The 17439-nt window shown below is 63.5% G+C and carries 16 protein-coding genes; 6 read left to right on the plus strand and 10 right to left on the minus strand.

Annotation, left to right across the window (positions count from 1 at the left end):
• Window positions 1-338 precede the first annotated feature (338 nt).
• Both Q7S20_02990 and infA read left to right on the plus strand, forming a co-directional pair.
• Window positions 339-548 (plus strand): cold-shock protein, encoded by a 210-nt coding sequence (locus tag Q7S20_02990; protein MDO8500785.1) that lies wholly within the window; start codon window positions 339-341, stop codon window positions 546-548.
• Window positions 549-649: 101 nt separating this feature from the next.
• Entirely contained in the window at window positions 650-871 is a 222-nt protein-coding gene (gene infA, locus Q7S20_02995) for a translation initiation factor IF-1 (GenBank protein MDO8500786.1), read from the plus strand.
• 23 nt (window positions 872-894) lie between these two features.
• On the opposite strand, the gene Q7S20_03000 is transcribed toward infA, so the two are convergent.
• The 8 genes from Q7S20_03000 to Q7S20_03035 form a co-directional block, all read right to left on the minus strand.
• Entirely contained in the window at window positions 895-1098 is a 204-nt protein-coding gene (locus Q7S20_03000; GenBank protein MDO8500787.1) for a dodecin family protein, read from the minus strand.
• A 153-nt stretch (window positions 1099-1251) separates the two neighbouring features.
• Complete coding sequence (locus Q7S20_03005) at window positions 1252-1470, minus strand: DUF2283 domain-containing protein (GenBank protein ID MDO8500788.1); 219 nt, start codon at window positions 1468-1470, stop codon at window positions 1252-1254.
• A gap of 79 nt (window positions 1471-1549) precedes the next feature.
• Entirely contained in the window at window positions 1550-2248 is a 699-nt protein-coding gene (locus tag Q7S20_03010) for an NYN domain-containing protein (GenBank protein MDO8500789.1), read from the minus strand.
• A 127-nt stretch (window positions 2249-2375) separates the two neighbouring features.
• The gene (locus Q7S20_03015) at window positions 2376-5699 is read right to left on the minus strand and encodes a hypothetical protein (GenBank protein MDO8500790.1); all 3324 of its coding nucleotides are present in this window, start codon (window positions 5697-5699) and stop codon (window positions 2376-2378) included.
• A 9-nt stretch (window positions 5700-5708) separates the two neighbouring features.
• On the minus strand, window positions 5709-6911 hold the full coding sequence (locus Q7S20_03020) for a patatin-like phospholipase family protein (protein MDO8500791.1): 1203 nt from the start codon (window positions 6909-6911) through the stop codon (window positions 5709-5711).
• A 33-nt stretch (window positions 6912-6944) separates the two neighbouring features.
• Window positions 6945-8363, minus strand: a complete 1419-nt coding sequence (locus Q7S20_03025) for a M20/M25/M40 family metallo-hydrolase (GenBank protein ID MDO8500792.1) — start codon at window positions 8361-8363, stop codon at window positions 6945-6947.
• A gap of 89 nt (window positions 8364-8452) precedes the next feature.
• Window positions 8453-9595, minus strand: a complete 1143-nt coding sequence (locus Q7S20_03030) for a glycosyltransferase family 4 protein (GenBank protein ID MDO8500793.1) — start codon at window positions 9593-9595, stop codon at window positions 8453-8455.
• A complete protein-coding gene (locus tag Q7S20_03035) occupies window positions 9596-10729 on the minus strand; it encodes a glycosyltransferase family 1 protein (protein ID MDO8500794.1) in 1134 nt (377 codons plus the stop codon).
• A 70-nt stretch (window positions 10730-10799) separates the two neighbouring features.
• Here Q7S20_03035 and Q7S20_03040 point away from each other — a divergent pair, with 70 nt between their 5' ends.
• From Q7S20_03040 to Q7S20_03050, 3 genes are all read left to right on the plus strand, one after another.
• A complete protein-coding gene (locus tag Q7S20_03040; protein MDO8500795.1) occupies window positions 10800-12065 on the plus strand; it encodes an aminotransferase class I/II-fold pyridoxal phosphate-dependent enzyme in 1266 nt (421 codons plus the stop codon).
• A 62-nt stretch (window positions 12066-12127) separates the two neighbouring features.
• On the plus strand, window positions 12128-13207 hold the full coding sequence (locus Q7S20_03045) for a hypothetical protein (protein ID MDO8500796.1): 1080 nt from the start codon (window positions 12128-12130) through the stop codon (window positions 13205-13207).
• Complete coding sequence (locus tag Q7S20_03050; GenBank protein ID MDO8500797.1) at window positions 13200-14189, plus strand: NAD-dependent epimerase/dehydratase family protein; 990 nt, start codon at window positions 13200-13202, stop codon at window positions 14187-14189. The genes Q7S20_03045 and Q7S20_03050 overlap by 8 nt, the downstream gene beginning before the upstream one ends.
• On the opposite strand, the gene Q7S20_03055 is transcribed toward Q7S20_03050, so the two are convergent.
• Window positions 14168-15166, minus strand: a complete 999-nt coding sequence (locus Q7S20_03055; protein MDO8500798.1) for a flippase-like domain-containing protein — start codon at window positions 15164-15166, stop codon at window positions 14168-14170. The two genes, Q7S20_03050 and Q7S20_03055, sit on opposite strands and share 22 nt — an antisense overlap.
• Before the next feature lie 348 nt (window positions 15167-15514).
• Here Q7S20_03055 and Q7S20_03060 point away from each other — a divergent pair, with 348 nt between their 5' ends.
• Window positions 15515-16207, plus strand: a complete 693-nt coding sequence (locus Q7S20_03060; protein MDO8500799.1) for a hypothetical protein — start codon at window positions 15515-15517, stop codon at window positions 16205-16207.
• Here the strand turns inward: Q7S20_03060 and Q7S20_03065 are convergent.
• Window positions 16195-17430 carry an MFS transporter gene (locus tag Q7S20_03065; GenBank protein ID MDO8500800.1) on the minus strand — a complete coding sequence of 412 codons (1236 nt, stop codon included), beginning with the start codon at window positions 17428-17430 and terminating at the stop codon, window positions 16195-16197. The genes Q7S20_03060 and Q7S20_03065 overlap by 13 nt on opposite strands.
• Between the last annotated feature and the right edge of the window lie 9 nt (window positions 17431-17439).

The raw sequence follows: 17439 nt of genomic DNA on the forward strand, positions 1-17439 counted from the left end.
CTGCTGAAGAAAAGCGGCGGCAACGCGTGATGTCCTTCCAAACCCCGCCAGCTGAGCAGTCAGAAGTTCCAATAACAACATGAACCCAAGGGGACATTTCTACTTTGTTAAGACGGGGGACATTTCTACTTTGGCTTGACATCTTCATTGACATGCCGGCCCGGTTGCGGTAACTTTGATATCTGTCGCACACATGCGTGCGACAACGACTCGCCAGTGAACACACAAGGGGACCTGGACATTACCAGGTCTCTTTTCAGTTTGGCGAGCCAGAACAAAGGTCGGCGGGTACGGCAATACCGGACTTCCGACGAACATCAACACGAGGAAGTACCAGTATGCGTACCACAGGAACTGTGAAGTGGTTCAACGATGCCAAGGGTTTTGGCTTCATCACCCCGGAGAACGGACAGAAGGATTGCTTCGTTCACCACTCCGCCATCAATGGCAGCGGCTTCAAGTCGCTCGCCGAGGGCGAGAAGGTCGAGTTCGACGTCGTGCAGGGCCAGAAGGGTCCCGCGGCCGAGAATGTAACGAAGGTTCGTTGATCCCACTCGCAGGTAGAGTGTGACAGAGGCGGGGCCACTCTGGTTTGACCAGGGTGGCCCCGTTCTTTCATCGTTAGGTAAACATCAGAGCACGGAGATTTATGGCCAAGGAAGAAGCGATCGAGCTGGAAGGAACCGTCACCGAAGTGCTGCCTGACGCGACGTTTCGCGTGCTCGTGGCGAACGGGCACGACGTTCATGCGACGATCGCCGGAAAGATGCGGCGGTTCAGAATCCGCGTGCTCGCCGGCGACCGTGTGACGCTCGAGGTTTCGCCGTACGACCTGACGCGCGGCCGCATCACCTTCAGGCACAAGAGCTAGCGCGCCAGACCGCTCGGCCGACTCTAGTCCGCCAGGACGAAAGTCACCTTCAGCAGTACCCGGTATTCGGTGATCTTGCCGTTGGCGATCACCACCTTCTGGCCCTTGACCCAGGCCCCCGTGACGTTCCGGAGGGTCTTCTCCGCCCGCGCGATGCCCACCTTGATCGCGTCGTCGAAGCTCTTTGTGGATGAGGACTGGATCTCGGTAACCTTTGCGACCGACATATGACGCTCCTTGGGATGGGAGTGTTGCGGAGAGCATGTATTTCCGATCCAGTTTGCATCAAGAAGCACACCCGGTCAGCAGAGAACCCCCGTCAGGCTACTTCAGGTTCCTGCGCATCGGCGCGAGAGCGACGCCGGGTGCGGTCGAGTGGACTACCCGGCGATACGTTCGATCAAGCTGGGCATGTGACTCACCACGAGCCTCTCGAGCTGCACCTTCCGACTCGCGTTATCGATGTCGATGCCTACGAGATTCCCCTCGGCATCGTAGTCTAGCACCACGCCCTCGGATATCTCCTGGCTGTCGGTGCTTGGACGTTCCGACAAGTCGATGTAGAGCGAGTCGGTGTCCGCGTGGTAGTTGAGCTTCATGGCTTGAATCTGCCCGAATTAAGCGTGATGCGATACTGGGGCAGCATAGGCACCCATGAATCCTGAACATCCTTCAGACTCACCATTCCGCGGGTTTCGTGATGGTTACGCCGCTCGCGCTTCGGAAGCTCGCTGGAAATTGATGGGACTGGTACTGCCGGGCTCCGATCTTCACATGCCGCGTTGCAAGCCGCTCGAGCTCGCGGTTGTGGCGGTGGAACGGAAAGACTACAGCTATCTCGGCGCCCGGATATAAGCGTCTCGCCGTTCGGATTGCAGGTGCGAGGTCTGTATCCCCTGTGACCAGAGCGACTCCGTCGCATCGACTGAGAGCGAGCAACTCCATAAGTTTGCATGCGATTGCGACGTCGGTCTCCTTCTCTTCGTGCGTCTGATAGGACAGCCTCACCGTCCGCGCGGGGATGCGGAGCCAGCGCTTGAACGGCGCAATCTGCATCCGCATTTCCGAAAGGTTCTTGATGTGCTGTTTCCGCTTGAAGTCAGCGAGGGAGATGTCCACCCCGCGCGCTTCCAGCGCGGCGATGAGAGCCAGGTGCCTCCGAACGACATCCGGCTTCTTCGATTCCAGATGTCTCGCCAGCGCTGAGAAATAGTGGATCCCGTCCATCGCATACCCGGGTCCGAACGAACTACGCACGATTGTGGTGCACATGGCGTGGATGTCGAGCCATCGAAGGGGCCCGGCCCCCAGATGCCTTTCCGCAGCCTTAACGGAATGGTAGAGATTGAACCCGTCGACGAGGAATCTGATTCGCATGACAAAAAAAACCCCGAGGCCGTAGCCTCGGGGGGGCCGGCGGCCGTAGCCGCCGGGGATGATCTGCTTTGAAAATACTACCGCAGTCGAAGCTGGTCAACCGAATCTACGTTCCCCCGCGGCGAAGTCAGGCAACCTTTCTTGCCGCCTGGTACCGTCCCGCCGCGTCGACCGTGATTTCGCCCATGAGAGCGAGCGTTTCGAGGTGACGGACGATTAGATCGCGGCGCGCTCCCTTGAATGCGGACATCGCCTCGTCAGGCGTGACTGCCCTCTGAGCGACAAGCGATCCGATCGTTGAGAGCTGCTCGACAGCGGTAGCCGGCCAGGTTCTCGGCTGCTCCCCTTTGACTGCCACGGATATTTCCTTCTCGGGCTGAGTCGACTCCGGCTGCTGCGCCGCGGGCGCGAAGCGGGGGATCTGGTAGTCGGGCCTGAGCCAGCGGATGATGCCTCGCTTCTCCTCTTCGACGCGTTCGTCGTGCAGCGCGACGAGCCGCTCGAGGATTTCCTCCTTCTCCATCGGCCACGGCCACCCGTACGCCTCGGCCACGAGTGCATCGAGCTCGTTGTGGATGTCGCGAAGAACGCCGCACGCAGCGATCTCGTGGATCGCGCGCTCTTTCGGCGTGAGGCGCGCGCCGGAGCGGAGTTTCGCGACGACGTTGTACATGCCCGTCATCGTGACGCGCTCGTCGCGGGCGATGGCGGCTTTGCGGTGGGCGTCGAGGCGCTCGGCAACGGCGGAAACCCTGTTAGCAAGTTCAGGCTGGCCGACAGGAAAGCAGTACGGATCGAAGCAAAGGGTCTTAGTGTACCGTGGGCGATCCTCCAGAGTCGCTCCAGCGGAGAGTGCCCACGTCTCGTGCAGTTTGGATGACAGCACTCCAAGAATTGCGGCATTGTCAATGGCGATAGCGACAACGCTGTGGTCGGGCGCGATCGCTGCATCGACGAACTGGAAATGGCGAAACTTTGCTGTCTCGGTAGTGCCGATGTATCTCGAAAGTCCATGCAACGCTTGTCGAAGCTCCCGTCTTGGCCAGCCGAACTGCCACCATTTTTCCCTGAGAACATCGCGTGCATTCGCTGCTCTTTCGGGTTTCACGCGGTCCCTTACGATCTCAAAAGCTTGAACGAAGGAAGTGGCTTCCGACTCCTCCATATATCCGAAGTCGATGACCCAGCGGTCGCGGGAGCGTTGAGTAAGATCTTTCCCAGCGACCATCGGTCTCACAATCTTGGTCAACGAAGGGCTCTGACGGAGTAGGGCGGCTGCTTCCTCTGCGGTAAGAAGGAACCCCGCGCCGTGAAGCGCGAAGCCCATTGATGCCACGCCCTTGTTGGCAAGGACGCGTTGTTCCGTAGCTTCAGAAACATCCGCGCTTGCTGTAAGATCGTCGTTAAGCTGGGTGGCGGTCTGTATGCTGCCAACGGACCCCGCATCGTCGATACTTACGAGTCGGGCGTTGTCAATCGGTTGTCCAAGTACGGTTAAAGCGACTCGAACGGCAGCCCCATCAACATCGTCATTCCACGGATGATTGGGAATAGCCCAAATAACTCGTGCACCTAATTCACGTACTTGCTGGAGTACCGGGCGTGCGTGCACCTGAGTTATCGAGTTGGTCGTGATAATGCCTGCTCGAGCGACTGCACCAGACGCAACCGCAACACCTGCCTTGTACCACCAATAGAGGACAAAATCCGCGCTCTCTGGGATGGTGGCGTACACGGTTCGAAGCGCATCGACGTAGCCGTCTCCCAAGGCGTCGCGCATGCGCTTTGAGCCCAAGTACGGTGGATTCCCGACAATGAAATCTGCCTTCGGCCACTCCGCCTGCCTCGCGCCCAGATACTCATAATACGGCAGCTTCGCCTCAGGGTCCGGCACGAGCTCTCCGGTCACCGGATGCACGACGCGCGGCGTCGGATCGGGACGATCCCTCTCCGGCCGGTGCACGATCTCATCCCACGCCAGCACCGCGTCGCGGCACTCGATCGTCCCAGTGTCCTCGAGTATCGGATCGGGCGGCGTACGACCACCATGCGACTCGCGCCAGAACTGGTGATAACCGATCCACAACGTCAGCTCGGCGATCTCACGCGCCCACGGCTTCACCTCGATACCGTGAAACTGCCGCGGATGCACCTCGTCGAGAACGAGCGCGCCCTGACCGCCCGACAACCGCGTGATCTCGTTCAACACCTCGAGCTCGATCCGCTTCACCGCCGCCATCGTCACGTAAAGAAAATTGCCGCTCCCGCAGGCGGGATCGAGAAACGACAGCCCGCGCATCCACTCGTGAAAATCGCGAAGCTGCTTCACAGCTGCGGTCTTGTCCTTCGCCTTCCCGGTCTCCTCGAGCTGAAGCACCGCAGCCTGCACCGCAGTCCATCGCTCGCGTATCGGCTCAACCACAGTCGGCTCGACCAGCCGCTCTATGTACGCCCTTGGCGTATACTCGGCCCCCAGCCGATGACGTTCCTCCGGATCGAGCGCGCGCACTAGCAGCGTTCCGAAAATTGACGGCTCGACCTGCGACCAGTCGTGCTTCGCCGCTTCGATCAGGAGATCCACATCGCGCGCCTCGAGAGGCAGCGCCTCCACCGTTTGAAAGAAGTGTCCGTCAAAGCGATGCAGCATTTCTGCCCCGAACATCCCACCCGTATCCATCGTCTTCCAGAGGGAATCGAGGGCGAGAGTCAGCCGGTCCTTGTCCCGCGCGTGTCGCGCGGTCTCGAGCGTTCGACGAAAGAGATTCTCTGGCAGGAGCCCGACATCTTCAGAGAACAGAGAGAAAACGCAGCGCATGAGGAACCGCCCGACACGCTCGGTGTCGAATCCGCGCGACTCGAGCTCAGCCGCCAGCTCGGCGAGTCCACCGGCGATCTCCTTGCTCACGGCCTGAGCCTTCCCACGGGGATCGCGCGCCGCTGGCTGAGCGAAGATGTCGAACAGCAGCGCGATATCGTCGTGCCGCTCGTGCAGCGTCGAGAGCGCGATGCGGCGGCCGGCGGCGAAATCCCCGTACGCTCCGCTCCACCGGTCCCACACTATCAGCGTGCGCGACACGTCGAGCACCATCAGATATGGCGGCGGATCACCGGAAACGTGCGCGACGTAGTTGCGAACCTGCCCGAACGCCTTGCGGAGCAGGGAATCGTTGCGCGGACCCTCACCCGACGATTTCGCCTCGAGCGCGAAATACCCGGCCTTCCAGCAATCGATGTAATTGATCGATTCGCGCCCTTCCCGATCCACGACCGACACCGGCAATTCGAACCGATAGTCGTTCGTCGGGGGGTCAGGCTTCTCCACGCCGAGCGCGTCGCAGAAGCGCAGCATCCAGGTCTGGAAGGATGCTCGTTCGTTGACGCTGGTTTCCGCCCAGTCCTGGGCGAGCCCCGCGAGACGCGACGCGGCTTCGCGGGGAACGGATTCCGTCACGCGCCCAATCTATGGAATAGGGGTATCAGCAGCAGCATCTGCCCCTTCGATGAACCCCCTGATCTGCTCCGACTGCGCCTCCGCGTCCTCTTCGCCAAGCTCGATCAGACGGCGCAGATAGTCCTCCTGGAACAGCACGAGGCTGATGAAGTCGGGGCTGGTCGTCTCCTTCGTTCCCAGCCCTCTCGTGAGATATCGCACCGCAGTCGGAAGCCGCGGCTCCAATTCGCGCGCGAGGCTCCCAAGCTCGCGCGATGGACGCAGCACGAGAATGTTGACCACGCGCGTCGACTCCCGATGCTCCGGCGGCACGTGCCGAAGAAGGCGGTTCACCTTCTTCAGACGCAGAATGTCTTCCTCGATGATATCGAGAAAAATCGAGCTGTAGAGCACGCCGAGCACCTGCGCGGGCGGCGGATACCCGGCCGTCATCGGCACGTCCGCCTCGGCGCGAGTCTTCTGATGCTTGGTGGAGATCGTGAGAATGCGCGACGCGCCGAGATGCAGCGCCGGAGAAAGCGGCGCGGTCAAACGAACACCGCCGTCTCCGAACCACTCGCTTCCGACTTTCACGGCGGGGAAGAGCATCGGCAGAGCGCTCGACGCCATCACGTGCTCGACGGTCAGCCGCTCCATCTTGCTCCGCCGCTGCGGACGCTGCCACAGGTCAATGTCCTTTCCTTCGATCCACGTCACGGACTGCCCCGTCATGTAGCTCGTCGCGGACACCGCCACGGCCTGCAACGATCCGCTGGCGATCCGCCGCGCGATGCCGGGAAGCGTTCCGTCGGCATTCCGTTCGAGGCTCCCCTCGAGAAACTCCCTCAGTGGCTGCGTATCCATCATTCCGCGTATGGGCTCGCGCGCGTGGCGCGTGCCGCCCGACGTCAGCCGCACGCCCCACGTCACCATGTTCCTGAGTAGCGGGCCGGCGCGAAGGTCGTACACCTGTTCAGGTGATAGCGAGAGCCAGAGCTTCACGAGGTCGTCGGCCGCACGCTCGAGCGAGCCCTCGTGCGCTGCGAGATGCACCGTGTTCACAGCGCCAGCCGAGATGCCCGTGAGAATCGGGATCTTGAGCTGTGGATAGATTCGCGCGAGCCCGCGGAGAACGCCCGCCTGATAAGCGCCACGCGCTCCGCCGCCGCCGAGCATCAGGGCGAGGTGTCCTGGGTTCTCGCGGTCCGTCTCGATCAACGGATTCTCAGCCACGGCGATCGCCCGTCGTCGAGCGCAGCGACGGCTCTACTGCACGTACCTCAGAATGTCGTACACGTATTTCACTCCGAACCCTACGTTCTCGATCGAAAGCCGCTCGTTGTTCCCATGCACGCCCATCTGCCGCTCGGCCTGCTCGGTCCTGAACGGATCGATCGCGTAGGTGATGATACCGAGCTTGCGATACGTCGGCCGGTCGGTCGCTCCGGTCTGCATCGGCGTCGTGACGAACGCGGTCGGCTCGCGCTCCTTCGCTGCCCGCTCGATCGCGCGGAAGAGATCGGTATCTGTCGGGCTCTCCAGCGGCGTCTTGGGTTGAAGGATCGTGCTCCAGTGTACCGCGGTGTCGCCGACGATGCCCTGAAGCGTGGCGAGCATTGCCGCCGGATCGGTGTCGGGCAGCAGGCGGATGTCAATTTCGGCCGTCGCTTCGGGCGGAATCACGTTCGTCTTGCCCGATCCGTTCAGCCCCGTCAGCGAGATCGTGTTGCGGAGATACGCGTTCCAGTACACGTCGCTCAGGATCCACTCGCGCGCTTCGGGATTATCCAGCGCCTTCGTCACGTCCGCCAGCCAGCTCTTCTTTGGCTCGGGATAGAGACGCGAGATGTCGCGGAAGAACTTGTCCACTCCCGGCGTCACGTGCAGCGGAGTCTCGTACTGTGCGATCTTGTCGAGCGCCGCGACGAGACGCGGTACGGGGTTCTGCTTTGTGGGACGCGAGCCGTGCGACGGAACTCCCTTCACGGTGAGACGCTGCCAGAACGTCCGCTTCTCGGCCACACCGACCGCGAAATATTTTACCTTGCCATCGACCACCGCGTTCTCTGTCGCCTCGGTGATGAGGTACTCGACGTCCTTGAGGAGATCGGCGTGATTCTTCACGAACGTCAGACCGCCGGTTGACGTGAACTCCTCGTCGGCATTGGCGATGAAGACGATGTCGCGGTTGAGTGGCACGCCCGAGCGCTTGAGCGCGATCATCGCCATCAGATGCGCGACGGCCTCGCCCTTCATGTCTATCGCGCCCCGGCCCCAGATGTAGCCGTCCTTCACCTCGCCCGAGAAAGGATCCACCTTCCACTGCGACGGCGTGGCAGACACGACATCCATGTGATGCAGCAGCGCTATCGCTTTCTTCTTCCCGTTGCCCTTGAGACGCGCGTAGAGGTTCGCCCGGCCCGGTCCCAGATCGGCAGTGTCCACGATCTCGGCGGGGATTCCTTCCTTGTCGAGAATGTCCTTCAGGAAATGCGCTGCGGCGAGCTCGTTGCCCGGTGGATTCGTTGTGTTGATGCGCAGGTACTGCGAAAGGATTCCCTGCGCCTCCTTCGCGATGGCGTCCCAGTCAACCGGACGCTGCGTGGCGCGCTGCGCGCCGGCGAGAGAGGGAAGCGCAACGAATGCGAGCATTGCGACGAGACTGAATCTTCTGATAGTCGGCATGTTGTCGGAACGGGTGCGGGAGAAGAGAAGTGAAATTGGGCGCGGAGCGGCGCGCGCCGCAATCCTCGGCGTCCCGTCCGCCGCTGTAATCAGCGGGGGCCCTCGACCAGCTCTCGCATCACCTCGATGTATCTGTCCGTCACCCCCGCCCATCCGAATCGCGAAGCGGTATGCAGGCGCGCGCGGACCGACGCTACGCCGAGCCGATCCGGGTTGTCGTAGTAGCGCATTATCGCCGCGCGGAACTCCGCGACGCTGCCGCTTTCAACCAGATGGCCGTTCTCCCCCTCGGTGATGACGTCGGCAATTCCCTCGAGCTGTGACGCGATCGTCGGCAGCCCGCACAGCCCCGCCTCGAGCATCACCAGGCCGAACCCCTCGATGTCACCCGGCACCGGCACGTTCGGCATCACGAACAAGTCGGATCCGCGATAGACGACCTCGAGCTCCGAGTCGCTAACGGCGCCGGTCAGCTTGACGCGAGCGCCGAGGTCGTGGTGGCGGATAGTGTCCTCGATGCGTGTGCGCTCCGGACCGTCGCCGACGATCAGGTAATGGACATCGGCCGGAAGCAGCGGCATGACGTTGGCGACGAACCACGCCACTCCCTTCCGCGGCACGAGCCGTCCGACGCTGCAGAGAATCAGTCGCGGTGCGGTTGCCTCGGCATCCGCGTACGCGGTGTGAATCCTCTCCCTCGCCGTGGCGTGATCTTGTTCTGGAGAGAACCTGTCCAGTCTGATGCCGAGTGGGACGACGGTGCACCTGGTGCGCGCCAATCCTCGCGCTTCGCTCGCCGCGGCGGTTGCGCGACTGATCGGCAGGGCGAGGTCCAGCGTCTCAAAGGTCCGGCGGACCAGCGATGGATAGGGCCACGTCGGGGTCGTCACGTCGAGGCCATTCACGATGGACGCCGTGACGATGCCGTTCCGCTTCAGAACGCTACGCAGTGGAACGACGAGCGCTGCGGTGACCATCGAGGAAAAAAGTATCGCGTCAACGTCGCGGCTCCGCGCGAGGCGGCGGATCTCCCGCAGCGCGGCTCCGAGGAAGACCGGCGTGCGCCAGGCGCGCTGATTCCATGGGCTTCGCAGGACGAGCGTAGTGACGTCGGCACCACGGTGCGTGAGCAGACTGTCGTGCAGATCCAATGAGACCCGCTGCATGCCGCCTACGTTCTCGAGTGGCCGTCCGCGCGGGGGAAGGGAATGCGAGACGAAGAGCAGGCGCATCTAATTCAACTCTTCGTAGTATGAAGCAAGCTGACCGAGAATCCTGCTCCACTCGTATCCCTCGGCAGCTTCGCGTGCGGCTTTCCCCATGCGCGCCCGCAACGAAGCGTCTCCGATCAGCATCGCGACGCGGTCAAGAAATGCGCCGGTATCGCGCGGCGTGGCGAGAAATCCCGTATCTCCGTCATGCACCAGCGCATTGCTTCCCGTCGCGTCGGCGACCACCGCCGGGAGTCCCGATGATAGCGCCTCCAGCGTCACGTTGCCGAACGTCTCTGTCTCGCTCGGAAAGAGGAAAATGTCGGAGGATGCATACGCCGTGGCGAGCGCCTCTCCGGTGACATGTCCCTCGAAGATCGCCCCTGGAAGCGCGGCTTCCATTGCCGCTCGCTCGGGGCCGTCGCCCACGATCAGAGCGCGGTGAGGAATCCCTCTCTCACGCAGGCCCGAAATGACACCGGACACCACCCCGAGTCCCTTCTCCGTCACGAGCCGGCTCACGAACGCGACAACCACTTCGTCATCGCCGATCCCGCGTTGGCTTCTCCACGCAGCAGAACGTCGCGAGGGCGCGAACAGCGCCGAATCAACTCCCCTCGGCCAGAGCCGAAGGTCGCCCGCAATACCCCGGGACCGGAGGACCGCGAGCATTGATGGAGTCGGAACATAGACCTGGCGGCACCGCGAGTAGAACCAGCGCAGGTATCGCCAGGTCGGCGCTTCGAGCATCCCCAGACGGTAGTAATCCAGATAGGAGGCGAAATGGGTGTGGTAGGACGACACCACCGGCGTCCCCGTGCGGCGAGCGATGCGAAGCGCCGTCAGCCCCAGGATATCGGGGGTCGCGATGTGAAACAGCGTGGGACGAAATCGAGTAAGGGAAGCGCGGGCCCTCGCCGACATGCCAGTGGATATCCGGTAGTCGGGCCGACCCGGCGCCTGTACGGATGGTACTGGGACGAGGGTTCCGGCGTGCTGCAGCGCGGGGACGGGAACGGTGGGAGCGTAAACCTCGACAGCGGCACCCTTTGCCTCGAGAAATGCGACGAGCCGGTTGAGGGTAAGGGAGACGCCGTCCGCTATATGGTTGTAGGCGCCGGTGAAGAGCGCGATGCGCATTTCCGAAATCTTCATATAATTAGGTGGGTAATCATACGGCGGAGCGCGTTCCGCAACCTGGCCTAACACCGGAGACCGAGCTTTCGTGAATCCGAGACACCAGCGCAGAATGCGCTTTCCCGACGCGTCCGGCCCTGTTGAAGGGGTGCCCGCGGACGGCGCCCCCGCGACCACCGACATGCTGGCGAAGGCCTACGCCTATACGCGCCCGCAGGAGGTCAAGGCCCTCGGACTCTATCCGTATTTCCTGGCCGTGGAACAGTCGGATGCCACCGAGGTCATGGTGGAAGGTGTCCGCCGGGTGATGGTCGGCTCCAACAATTACCTGGGGCTCACCAATGACCCCCGTGTTCTCGAGGCGGCGAGCGCCGCGCTCCGGAAATACGGCAGCGCGTGCACGGGGAGCCGATTCCTCAACGGCAATACCGATCTTCACGACCGCCTCGAGACGGAGCTGGCGCAGCTGATGGGAAAGGAAGCGGCGCTCGTTTTTCCGACCGGCTATCAGGCCAACCTCGGCGTCATAGCCGCGCTCGCGGGCCCGGGTGACGTGCTGCTCCTGGACAAGCTCAATCACGCCAGCATCGTGGATGGCGCGGTGCTTTCTGGCGCGGAAGTCGTTCGCTTCAGGCACGGCGATCTGGCGCACCTCGACGCCCGGCTGAATCGCGCCGTCGGCCGGCCGAAGATGGTGATCGTGGAAGGCGTCTTCAGCATGGAAGGCGACCTCGCGGACATCCCGAAGATCGCGGATCTCTGCGATTCGCATTCGGCGCTGCTCGTGGTTGATGACGCCCATGGAGTGGGCGTCTTCGGGGAGACCGGCGCCGGCGTGTGCGAGCATTACGGCGCTGTGCCGCGTGTGGACCTCATCGTCGGCACGTTCAGCAAGTCGTTCGCGTCCATCGGCGGATTCGTCGCCGGCGACGAAGCGGTCATATCGTATCTGCGCCACACGGCGCGCCCGCTCATCTTCAGCGCGTCCATTCCCGCATCGGCGTGCGCGACCGTTCTCACGGCGATCGAGATCATGCGGCAGGAGCCCGAGCGGCGGGAGCGCCTCTGGCAGAACGCCCGCCGGATGCAGCGCGAGCTTTCGGGACTCGGCTTCGATACCCTGGGCAGCCAGTCGCCGATCGTTCCGGTGATCGTCGGCGGAACGCTGCGCACGTTCGAGCTCTGGAAGCGGCTGCTCGACGCCGGAGTGTTCACGAATCCCGTCATCGCGCCGGCCGTTCCGGCCACGTCAGGGCGCATACGCACGTCCTACATGGCGACGCATACGGACGCGCAGCTCGACTTTGTTCTTGACGCGTTCCAGCGCGTCGGCCGCGAGATGGACCTGATCTGACCACCATCGCTGAACGCATCCGCGTCGAGCCCGTTCGCTCGAAGCCGGACCGGCGGGACTTCGTGGAGCTGCCGTTCAGGTTGTATCGCAACGATCCGCACTGGGTGCCGCCTCTCCGGCGTGACGTCCTCGAGCTGATCGATCCGTCGAAGCACCCCTTTCATCGGCATGCGACGGTGGAGCTGTTCCTCGCTCGCCAAGGGAAAAGAGTCGTCGGGCGGATCGCCGCGGTGCAGAACGATCTTCATATCGAAACGCACGGCGATCGTACCGGTTTCTTCGGTCTTTTCGAGTCGGAGCGGGACCGGCGCGTGTCGGCGGCACTGTTCGACGCCGCGCGAACATGGCTCGTCGCGCGAGGGCTCGAGACCATGCGGGGGCCGGCAAGCTTCTCACTGAACGAGGAATGCGGCCTGCTCGTCAGCGGATTCGACGGACCGCCGGTGGTGATGATGACGTACAATCCCCCCTGGTACGAGGAGCTGGTGGAGGGATACGGGTTCACGAAGACGAAGGACCTTCTCGCGTATTATCTGCCGGGTGCCGCGCCCACCGAGCGCCTCCTCCGGGTTGCAGACAAGCTGCGCGAGCGTTATCGGATCAGTGTTCGTGCGCTCGACACACGCCGCTTCTGGGACGAAGTCGCTCTCGTGCGGCAAGTGTATAACGAGGCATGGGAGGACAACTGGGGGCATGTACCGATGACCGAGGCCGAGCTCACCTACATGGCGAAGCAGCTCAAGCCGGTCGTGGATCCGTCGCTCGTCGTCTTCGCGGAAGTGAACGGCGAGCTCGCCGGGTTCGGGCTCGCTCTCCCGGATCTCAACGTTCCGCTCAAGCGCATGAACGGGCGGCTTCTGCCGTTCGGATGGGCGAAGGCGCTCTGGTATTCGCGAAAGATCAGCACGGCGCGCGTGCTGACGCTCGGCGTGCGGAAGAAGTTCCGGCGCAACGGAGTCGCCGAGCTGATGCAGCTCGAGCTGATGAAGAATGGCAATGCGCGGGGCATCGTGAACGCCGAGTTCTCGTGGATCCTCGAGGACAACACGATGATGCGCGCTCCTCTCGAGAAGATGGGCGCCCGTGTGTACCGCACTTATCGCATGTACGATCTTCCCACCGCCATGGGCTCCCATGCCTGAGCGTCCGCGCGTAGCGCTCGTTACGGGCGCATCGGGGTTCATCGGCAGCCACCTCGTCGAGGCGCTCGTTGCCCGCGGCTGGCGCGTGCGCTGCCTGGTACGGCGATCGAGTGTGCTGCGATGGCTTCCGACCGACGATGTGACGCTGATAAACGGGGACATCGCAGTGCCGGGCGAGGATCTCGAGCGCGCCGTGCGGAATGTCTCGGTCGTCTTTCATCTCGCCGGCCTCACTTCGGCGGTGAACGAGCAGTCCTACACCTCGGCCAACGTCGAGGGAACGCGCAATATCGTGGACGCCATGCGCCGCGCCGCGCCTGACGCTCTTCTCGTGTTCTGCTCGAGTCTTGCCGCGGCTGGCCCCGCGCCCAAGCGGCGCCCGTTGAACGAAACGGACGAGCCATCTCCGGTGAGTGCCTACGGCCGGTCGAAGCTCACCGCCGAGCGCATCGTCGTGGAGTCGGGCCTGCAGTATCTCATCGTCCGGCCGCCCGCCGTTTACGGACCGCGAGACACGGACATCCTCGCCGCGTTCCGCCTCGCCGCCCACGGGCTCGCGCTCCGCGTTGCGCCCGAGTCGCAGCAGCTATCGCTGGTGCACGCAGCAGACCTGGCGCGCGGCTTCGTGTGCGCGGTGGAAGCGGAGGGTCGCGGACTCTACTACATGACGGACGGGATGATCCACACCTGGGACGCGGTGATGGAGTACGTCGCGCGCGGGGTCGGTCGAAAGCCGAGGGTATTCGCGGTTCCCCCCGGAATTGCCGACGCGATCTCGCGGGCGGAACGACTGAGAGGATTGCTCACCGGCAGCAAGCCGCTCCTCACGCCCGACCGGATTCGCGAGCTGTCCGCGGGCGACTGGACGTGCGACGACACGCGTGCGCGACTGGATGTGGACTACGAATCCACGATCACGCTGCCGGAAGGATTGCGGACGACGGCGGAGTGGTACCGCTCTCAGGGCTGGCTGTCGCGATAGGTTCCGGGCGAGCGCCGCGTCGCCAGCACGAGCAGCAGCCCGATCGCGATCCATGAGAGTTCGCGCAGCCGGCTGATCACCGCCGCCGCCAGCCCAAGCCGGGCGGGAAGCCCGAGTGCCGCGAAGATCACGTACAGCCCTCCCTCTTTCGAGCCGACGTTGAACGGCATGAAGAAGAAGAGATTCACGACGAGGGACGAGAACCCGCCGATGATGAACGCGCTGCCGAAGCTCACCGGGTGTCCGACCGCGCGGGCGATGATGAAGAATTCGAACATCGAGAGCACCCGCGCGCCGTATTCCGCGGCGAGCGACACGTAATAGCGCAGCGGGCTCGCGTGGTGGAAGGCGCGGAGCTGCCGGTCCACCTCGATGAGCGCCGCCCGGCGCGGCTCCAGTCTGCTGGCCAGCCGGCTCAGGAACGGAAGCCGGCGAGCGAGATCGAACAATCGCTCTATCACGCCTTCGCGGTGAATCGCGAACAGAAGCGCGCTGAGCAGAAGCAGGACGGCGGTGATGAGCACGAGGAGCACCGTCGCGATCGTCCCCGCCGGCAGAAGGATGAACGCGAGGGCGACGCCGGTGAGGAACACCAGCAGGTGCGCCTGCATGTGCACGAGCCGGAAGTTGAGTACGGACGCGGCGCCGTTGCGCGCGCCCATCCATTGCGACGCCGCGATTATCTTGAACGGCTCGCCGCCGATGCTGGCGAACGGCGTCATGTAGTTGATGGCGAAAGCGGCGACGTTGATGACGTACGCGCGCGAGAACGAGAGCCGCGGCGTCTCGATCATCGTGAGACGCCAGGCTACGGTGTTGAGCGCGTAGACCACGCCGTAGACCACGACGATTGCCGGGACCGCCCAGCCGGCGCCGCGCACGTCGGCGACGAGCTGTGCCGGATTCGCGCGGGCGACGAGCACGGTGAGCGCAATCGCCCCGATCGCGAACAGGATGAGCTGCGCACGCCGGCTCATCGTTCGATTTCCTGTCGCCGATCCATGCGACAACATGAGCCGTCCGAGCTTTCAGATCAACGGGCCTCCTCTTGCGTGACGCCGCGGGGCCCGCTGTCCGCTACCCGCTACCCGCTGCCCGCTACCCGCTGCCCGCTACCCGTTGCCCGCTGCCCGTTGCCCGTTGCCCGCTGCCCGTTGCGACGAACATCGGCGATGCGAGCGCGCATAACGGGGTACAGGCAACGGGTCACAGGTAACGGGTCACAGGTAACGGGTCACAGGTAACGGGTCACAGGTAGCGGGTCACAGGCAACGGGTCACAGGTAACGGGTCACAGGTAGCGGCGAAGGCGATTATGATTCGGCGATGGCAGAGGAACGGCACATCCAGGTCAAGCGGTCCGCCCGCTACTGGCTGCTTGGCGACATCGGACCCGGGATCGAGGACGTCTGGTTCGTGTGTCATGGTTACGGCCAGCTCGCGTCGGATTTCGTGAAGGAGTTCGAGTGCATCGCCGATCCCCGGCGGCTGATCGTGGCCCCCGAGGCACTTTCACGATTCTACATCTCCAGCGGCCCGGGGTTTCACGCGGCCGACGCGAAGATCGGCGCCACCTGGATGACGCGCGAGGATCGGGAGGCCGAGATCGCGGACTACATTGCGTACCTCGATGATCTTTATGCGGAGATCATGGGGGCCCTTCAGCGCGATGACATCGCGGTGACCGTTCTCGGATTCTCGCAGGGTGGGGCGACGGCGAATCGCTGGCTGACCCGCGGAACAGCGCGTGCTGGTCGCCTCCTCATGTGGGGATGCCTGCTGGCGAGCGATTCCGACCTGTTCGAGGCGGCGACGTTCTTTCGGAACGTCGAGCTGTCCATCGTTTACGGGACACGCGACCAGTTCGCCGACACCGGAATGATCGAGGGCTACGAGAAACTGCTCGAGAAGCACTCGGTTCCGTATCGGCTCGTCACGTTCGAAGGCGGACACCGAATGGACCGCGACACGCTGATGCGTCTCGCGTCACCTGTGTCAGCCGCGAATCAGCCGGGCTGAGGTGGTATCAGCGGTCCGAGTTTTCTCAGCTCGGGCCACGCCGCCGCCGCCCCGGCGACGACGAGTATGGTCCCGATTCCGCCGCCCACCACGGCGACAGTCGGACCCACCACCGCGGCGAGCGCACCCGACTCGAATCCGCCGAGCTCGTTCGACATGTCAATGAATACGCTGTTCACGGCGGACACGCGCCCGCGCATCTCGTCCGGCGTCCATAGCTGAACGAGAGTTCCGCGAATGATCATGCTGATTCCATCCAGCCCGCCGAGGATCAGCAGCATCGCGAGTGACAGTCCAAAGGACCGCGAAAGACCGAACACTATGGTTGCGGCGCCGAATCCCGTGACCGCGAGAATCAGCGTCCATCCCGTGCGCTTCATCGGCCGCCTGTGCGCGATGACAACCATCACGATCAGCGCTCCGACGGATGGCGCCGCGCGGAGCCAGCCGAGACCCTCGGGTCCGACTTGCAGGATATCCTTCGCGAATATCGGTAGCAGCGCGGTGGCGCCGCCGAAAAGCACGGCGAACAGATCGAGCGTGAGCGCGGCGAGAATTACCTTCGTGTCCTTCACGAATCTCATCCCGGCGGCAAGCGACTGCAGCGTCATCGGCTCACGCGGCCTGAGCGCCATCGCGCTCGTCGAATCCGGGCTCATCCCTGCGTCGCTTCGGATCGCCAGCAGCATGACGAGGTAGATGGACGTGAGACATGCATCAATCACGTATGCGCCGGTGGCGTGGTGTTGCAGCGCGATCACAAGCCCGCCGATCGCCGGCCCCACGACAGCCGCCGTCTGGAACGCGCTGCTCGACCACGTCACGGCATTGCCGAACACTTCCGCCGGTACGAGCCGCGGCAGCAGCGCCGATCGCGCCGGATTGTTGTACGCCTGCGCGACGCCGCGCACGAGCAGGATCGCGTAGACGATGACGATCGGCCCGCGCGAAAAGGACACAGCCGCGAGGCAGAGCGACATGAGAATGAACACAAGCTGCGCGCCGACGACTATTCGCTTGCGATCCATCCTGTCAGCCAGGTGACCAGCGGGGAGGGCCAGCAGCACCACCGGAATGGCCGTGACGAGACCGACCATTCCCAGCGCCAGCGCGGAATGCGTGCGCTCGTACAACTCCCATCCGAGCGCGATCTGCAGCATCTGCCACCCGATGACACCGAGGATCCGGCCGATGAGAAACAGCCGGAAATCGCGGTGCCTCAGGGCGGCGTA

The sequence above is a fragment of the Gemmatimonadaceae bacterium genome (genome assembly GCA_030647905.1).
In the GTDB taxonomy this organism is placed as follows: domain Bacteria; phylum Gemmatimonadota; class Gemmatimonadetes; order Gemmatimonadales; family Gemmatimonadaceae; genus UBA4720.

Bases quoted from the DNA above. Each gene is read 5' to 3' on its own strand.
- Q7S20_03000 (MDO8500787.1), bottom strand. From the start codon at position 1,098: ATGTCGGTCGCAAAGGTTACCGAGATCCAGTCCTCATCCACAAAGAGC.
- Q7S20_03010 (MDO8500789.1), bottom strand. From the start codon at position 2,248: ATGCGAATCAGATTCCTCGTCGACGGGTTCAATCTCTACCATTCCGTT.
- Q7S20_03030 (MDO8500793.1), bottom strand. From the start codon at position 9,595: ATGCGCCTGCTCTTCGTCTCGCATTCCCTTCCCCCGCGCGGACGGCCA.
- infA (MDO8500786.1), top strand. From the start codon at position 650: ATGGCCAAGGAAGAAGCGATCGAGCTGGAAGGAACCGTCACCGAAGTG.
- Q7S20_03050 (MDO8500797.1), top strand. From the start codon at position 13,200: ATGCCTGAGCGTCCGCGCGTAGCGCTCGTTACGGGCGCATCGGGGTTC.
- Q7S20_03035 (MDO8500794.1), bottom strand. From the start codon at position 10,729: ATGAAGATTTCGGAAATGCGCATCGCGCTCTTCACCGGCGCCTACAAC.
- Q7S20_02990 (MDO8500785.1), top strand. From the start codon at position 339: ATGCGTACCACAGGAACTGTGAAGTGGTTCAACGATGCCAAGGGTTTT.
- Q7S20_03025 (MDO8500792.1), bottom strand. From the start codon at position 8,363: ATGCCGACTATCAGAAGATTCAGTCTCGTCGCAATGCTCGCATTCGTT.
- Q7S20_03005 (MDO8500788.1), bottom strand. From the start codon at position 1,470: ATGAAGCTCAACTACCACGCGGACACCGACTCGCTCTACATCGACTTG.
- Q7S20_03060 (MDO8500799.1), top strand. From the start codon at position 15,515: ATGGCAGAGGAACGGCACATCCAGGTCAAGCGGTCCGCCCGCTACTGG.
- Q7S20_03055 (MDO8500798.1), bottom strand. From the start codon at position 15,166: ATGAGCCGGCGTGCGCAGCTCATCCTGTTCGCGATCGGGGCGATTGCG.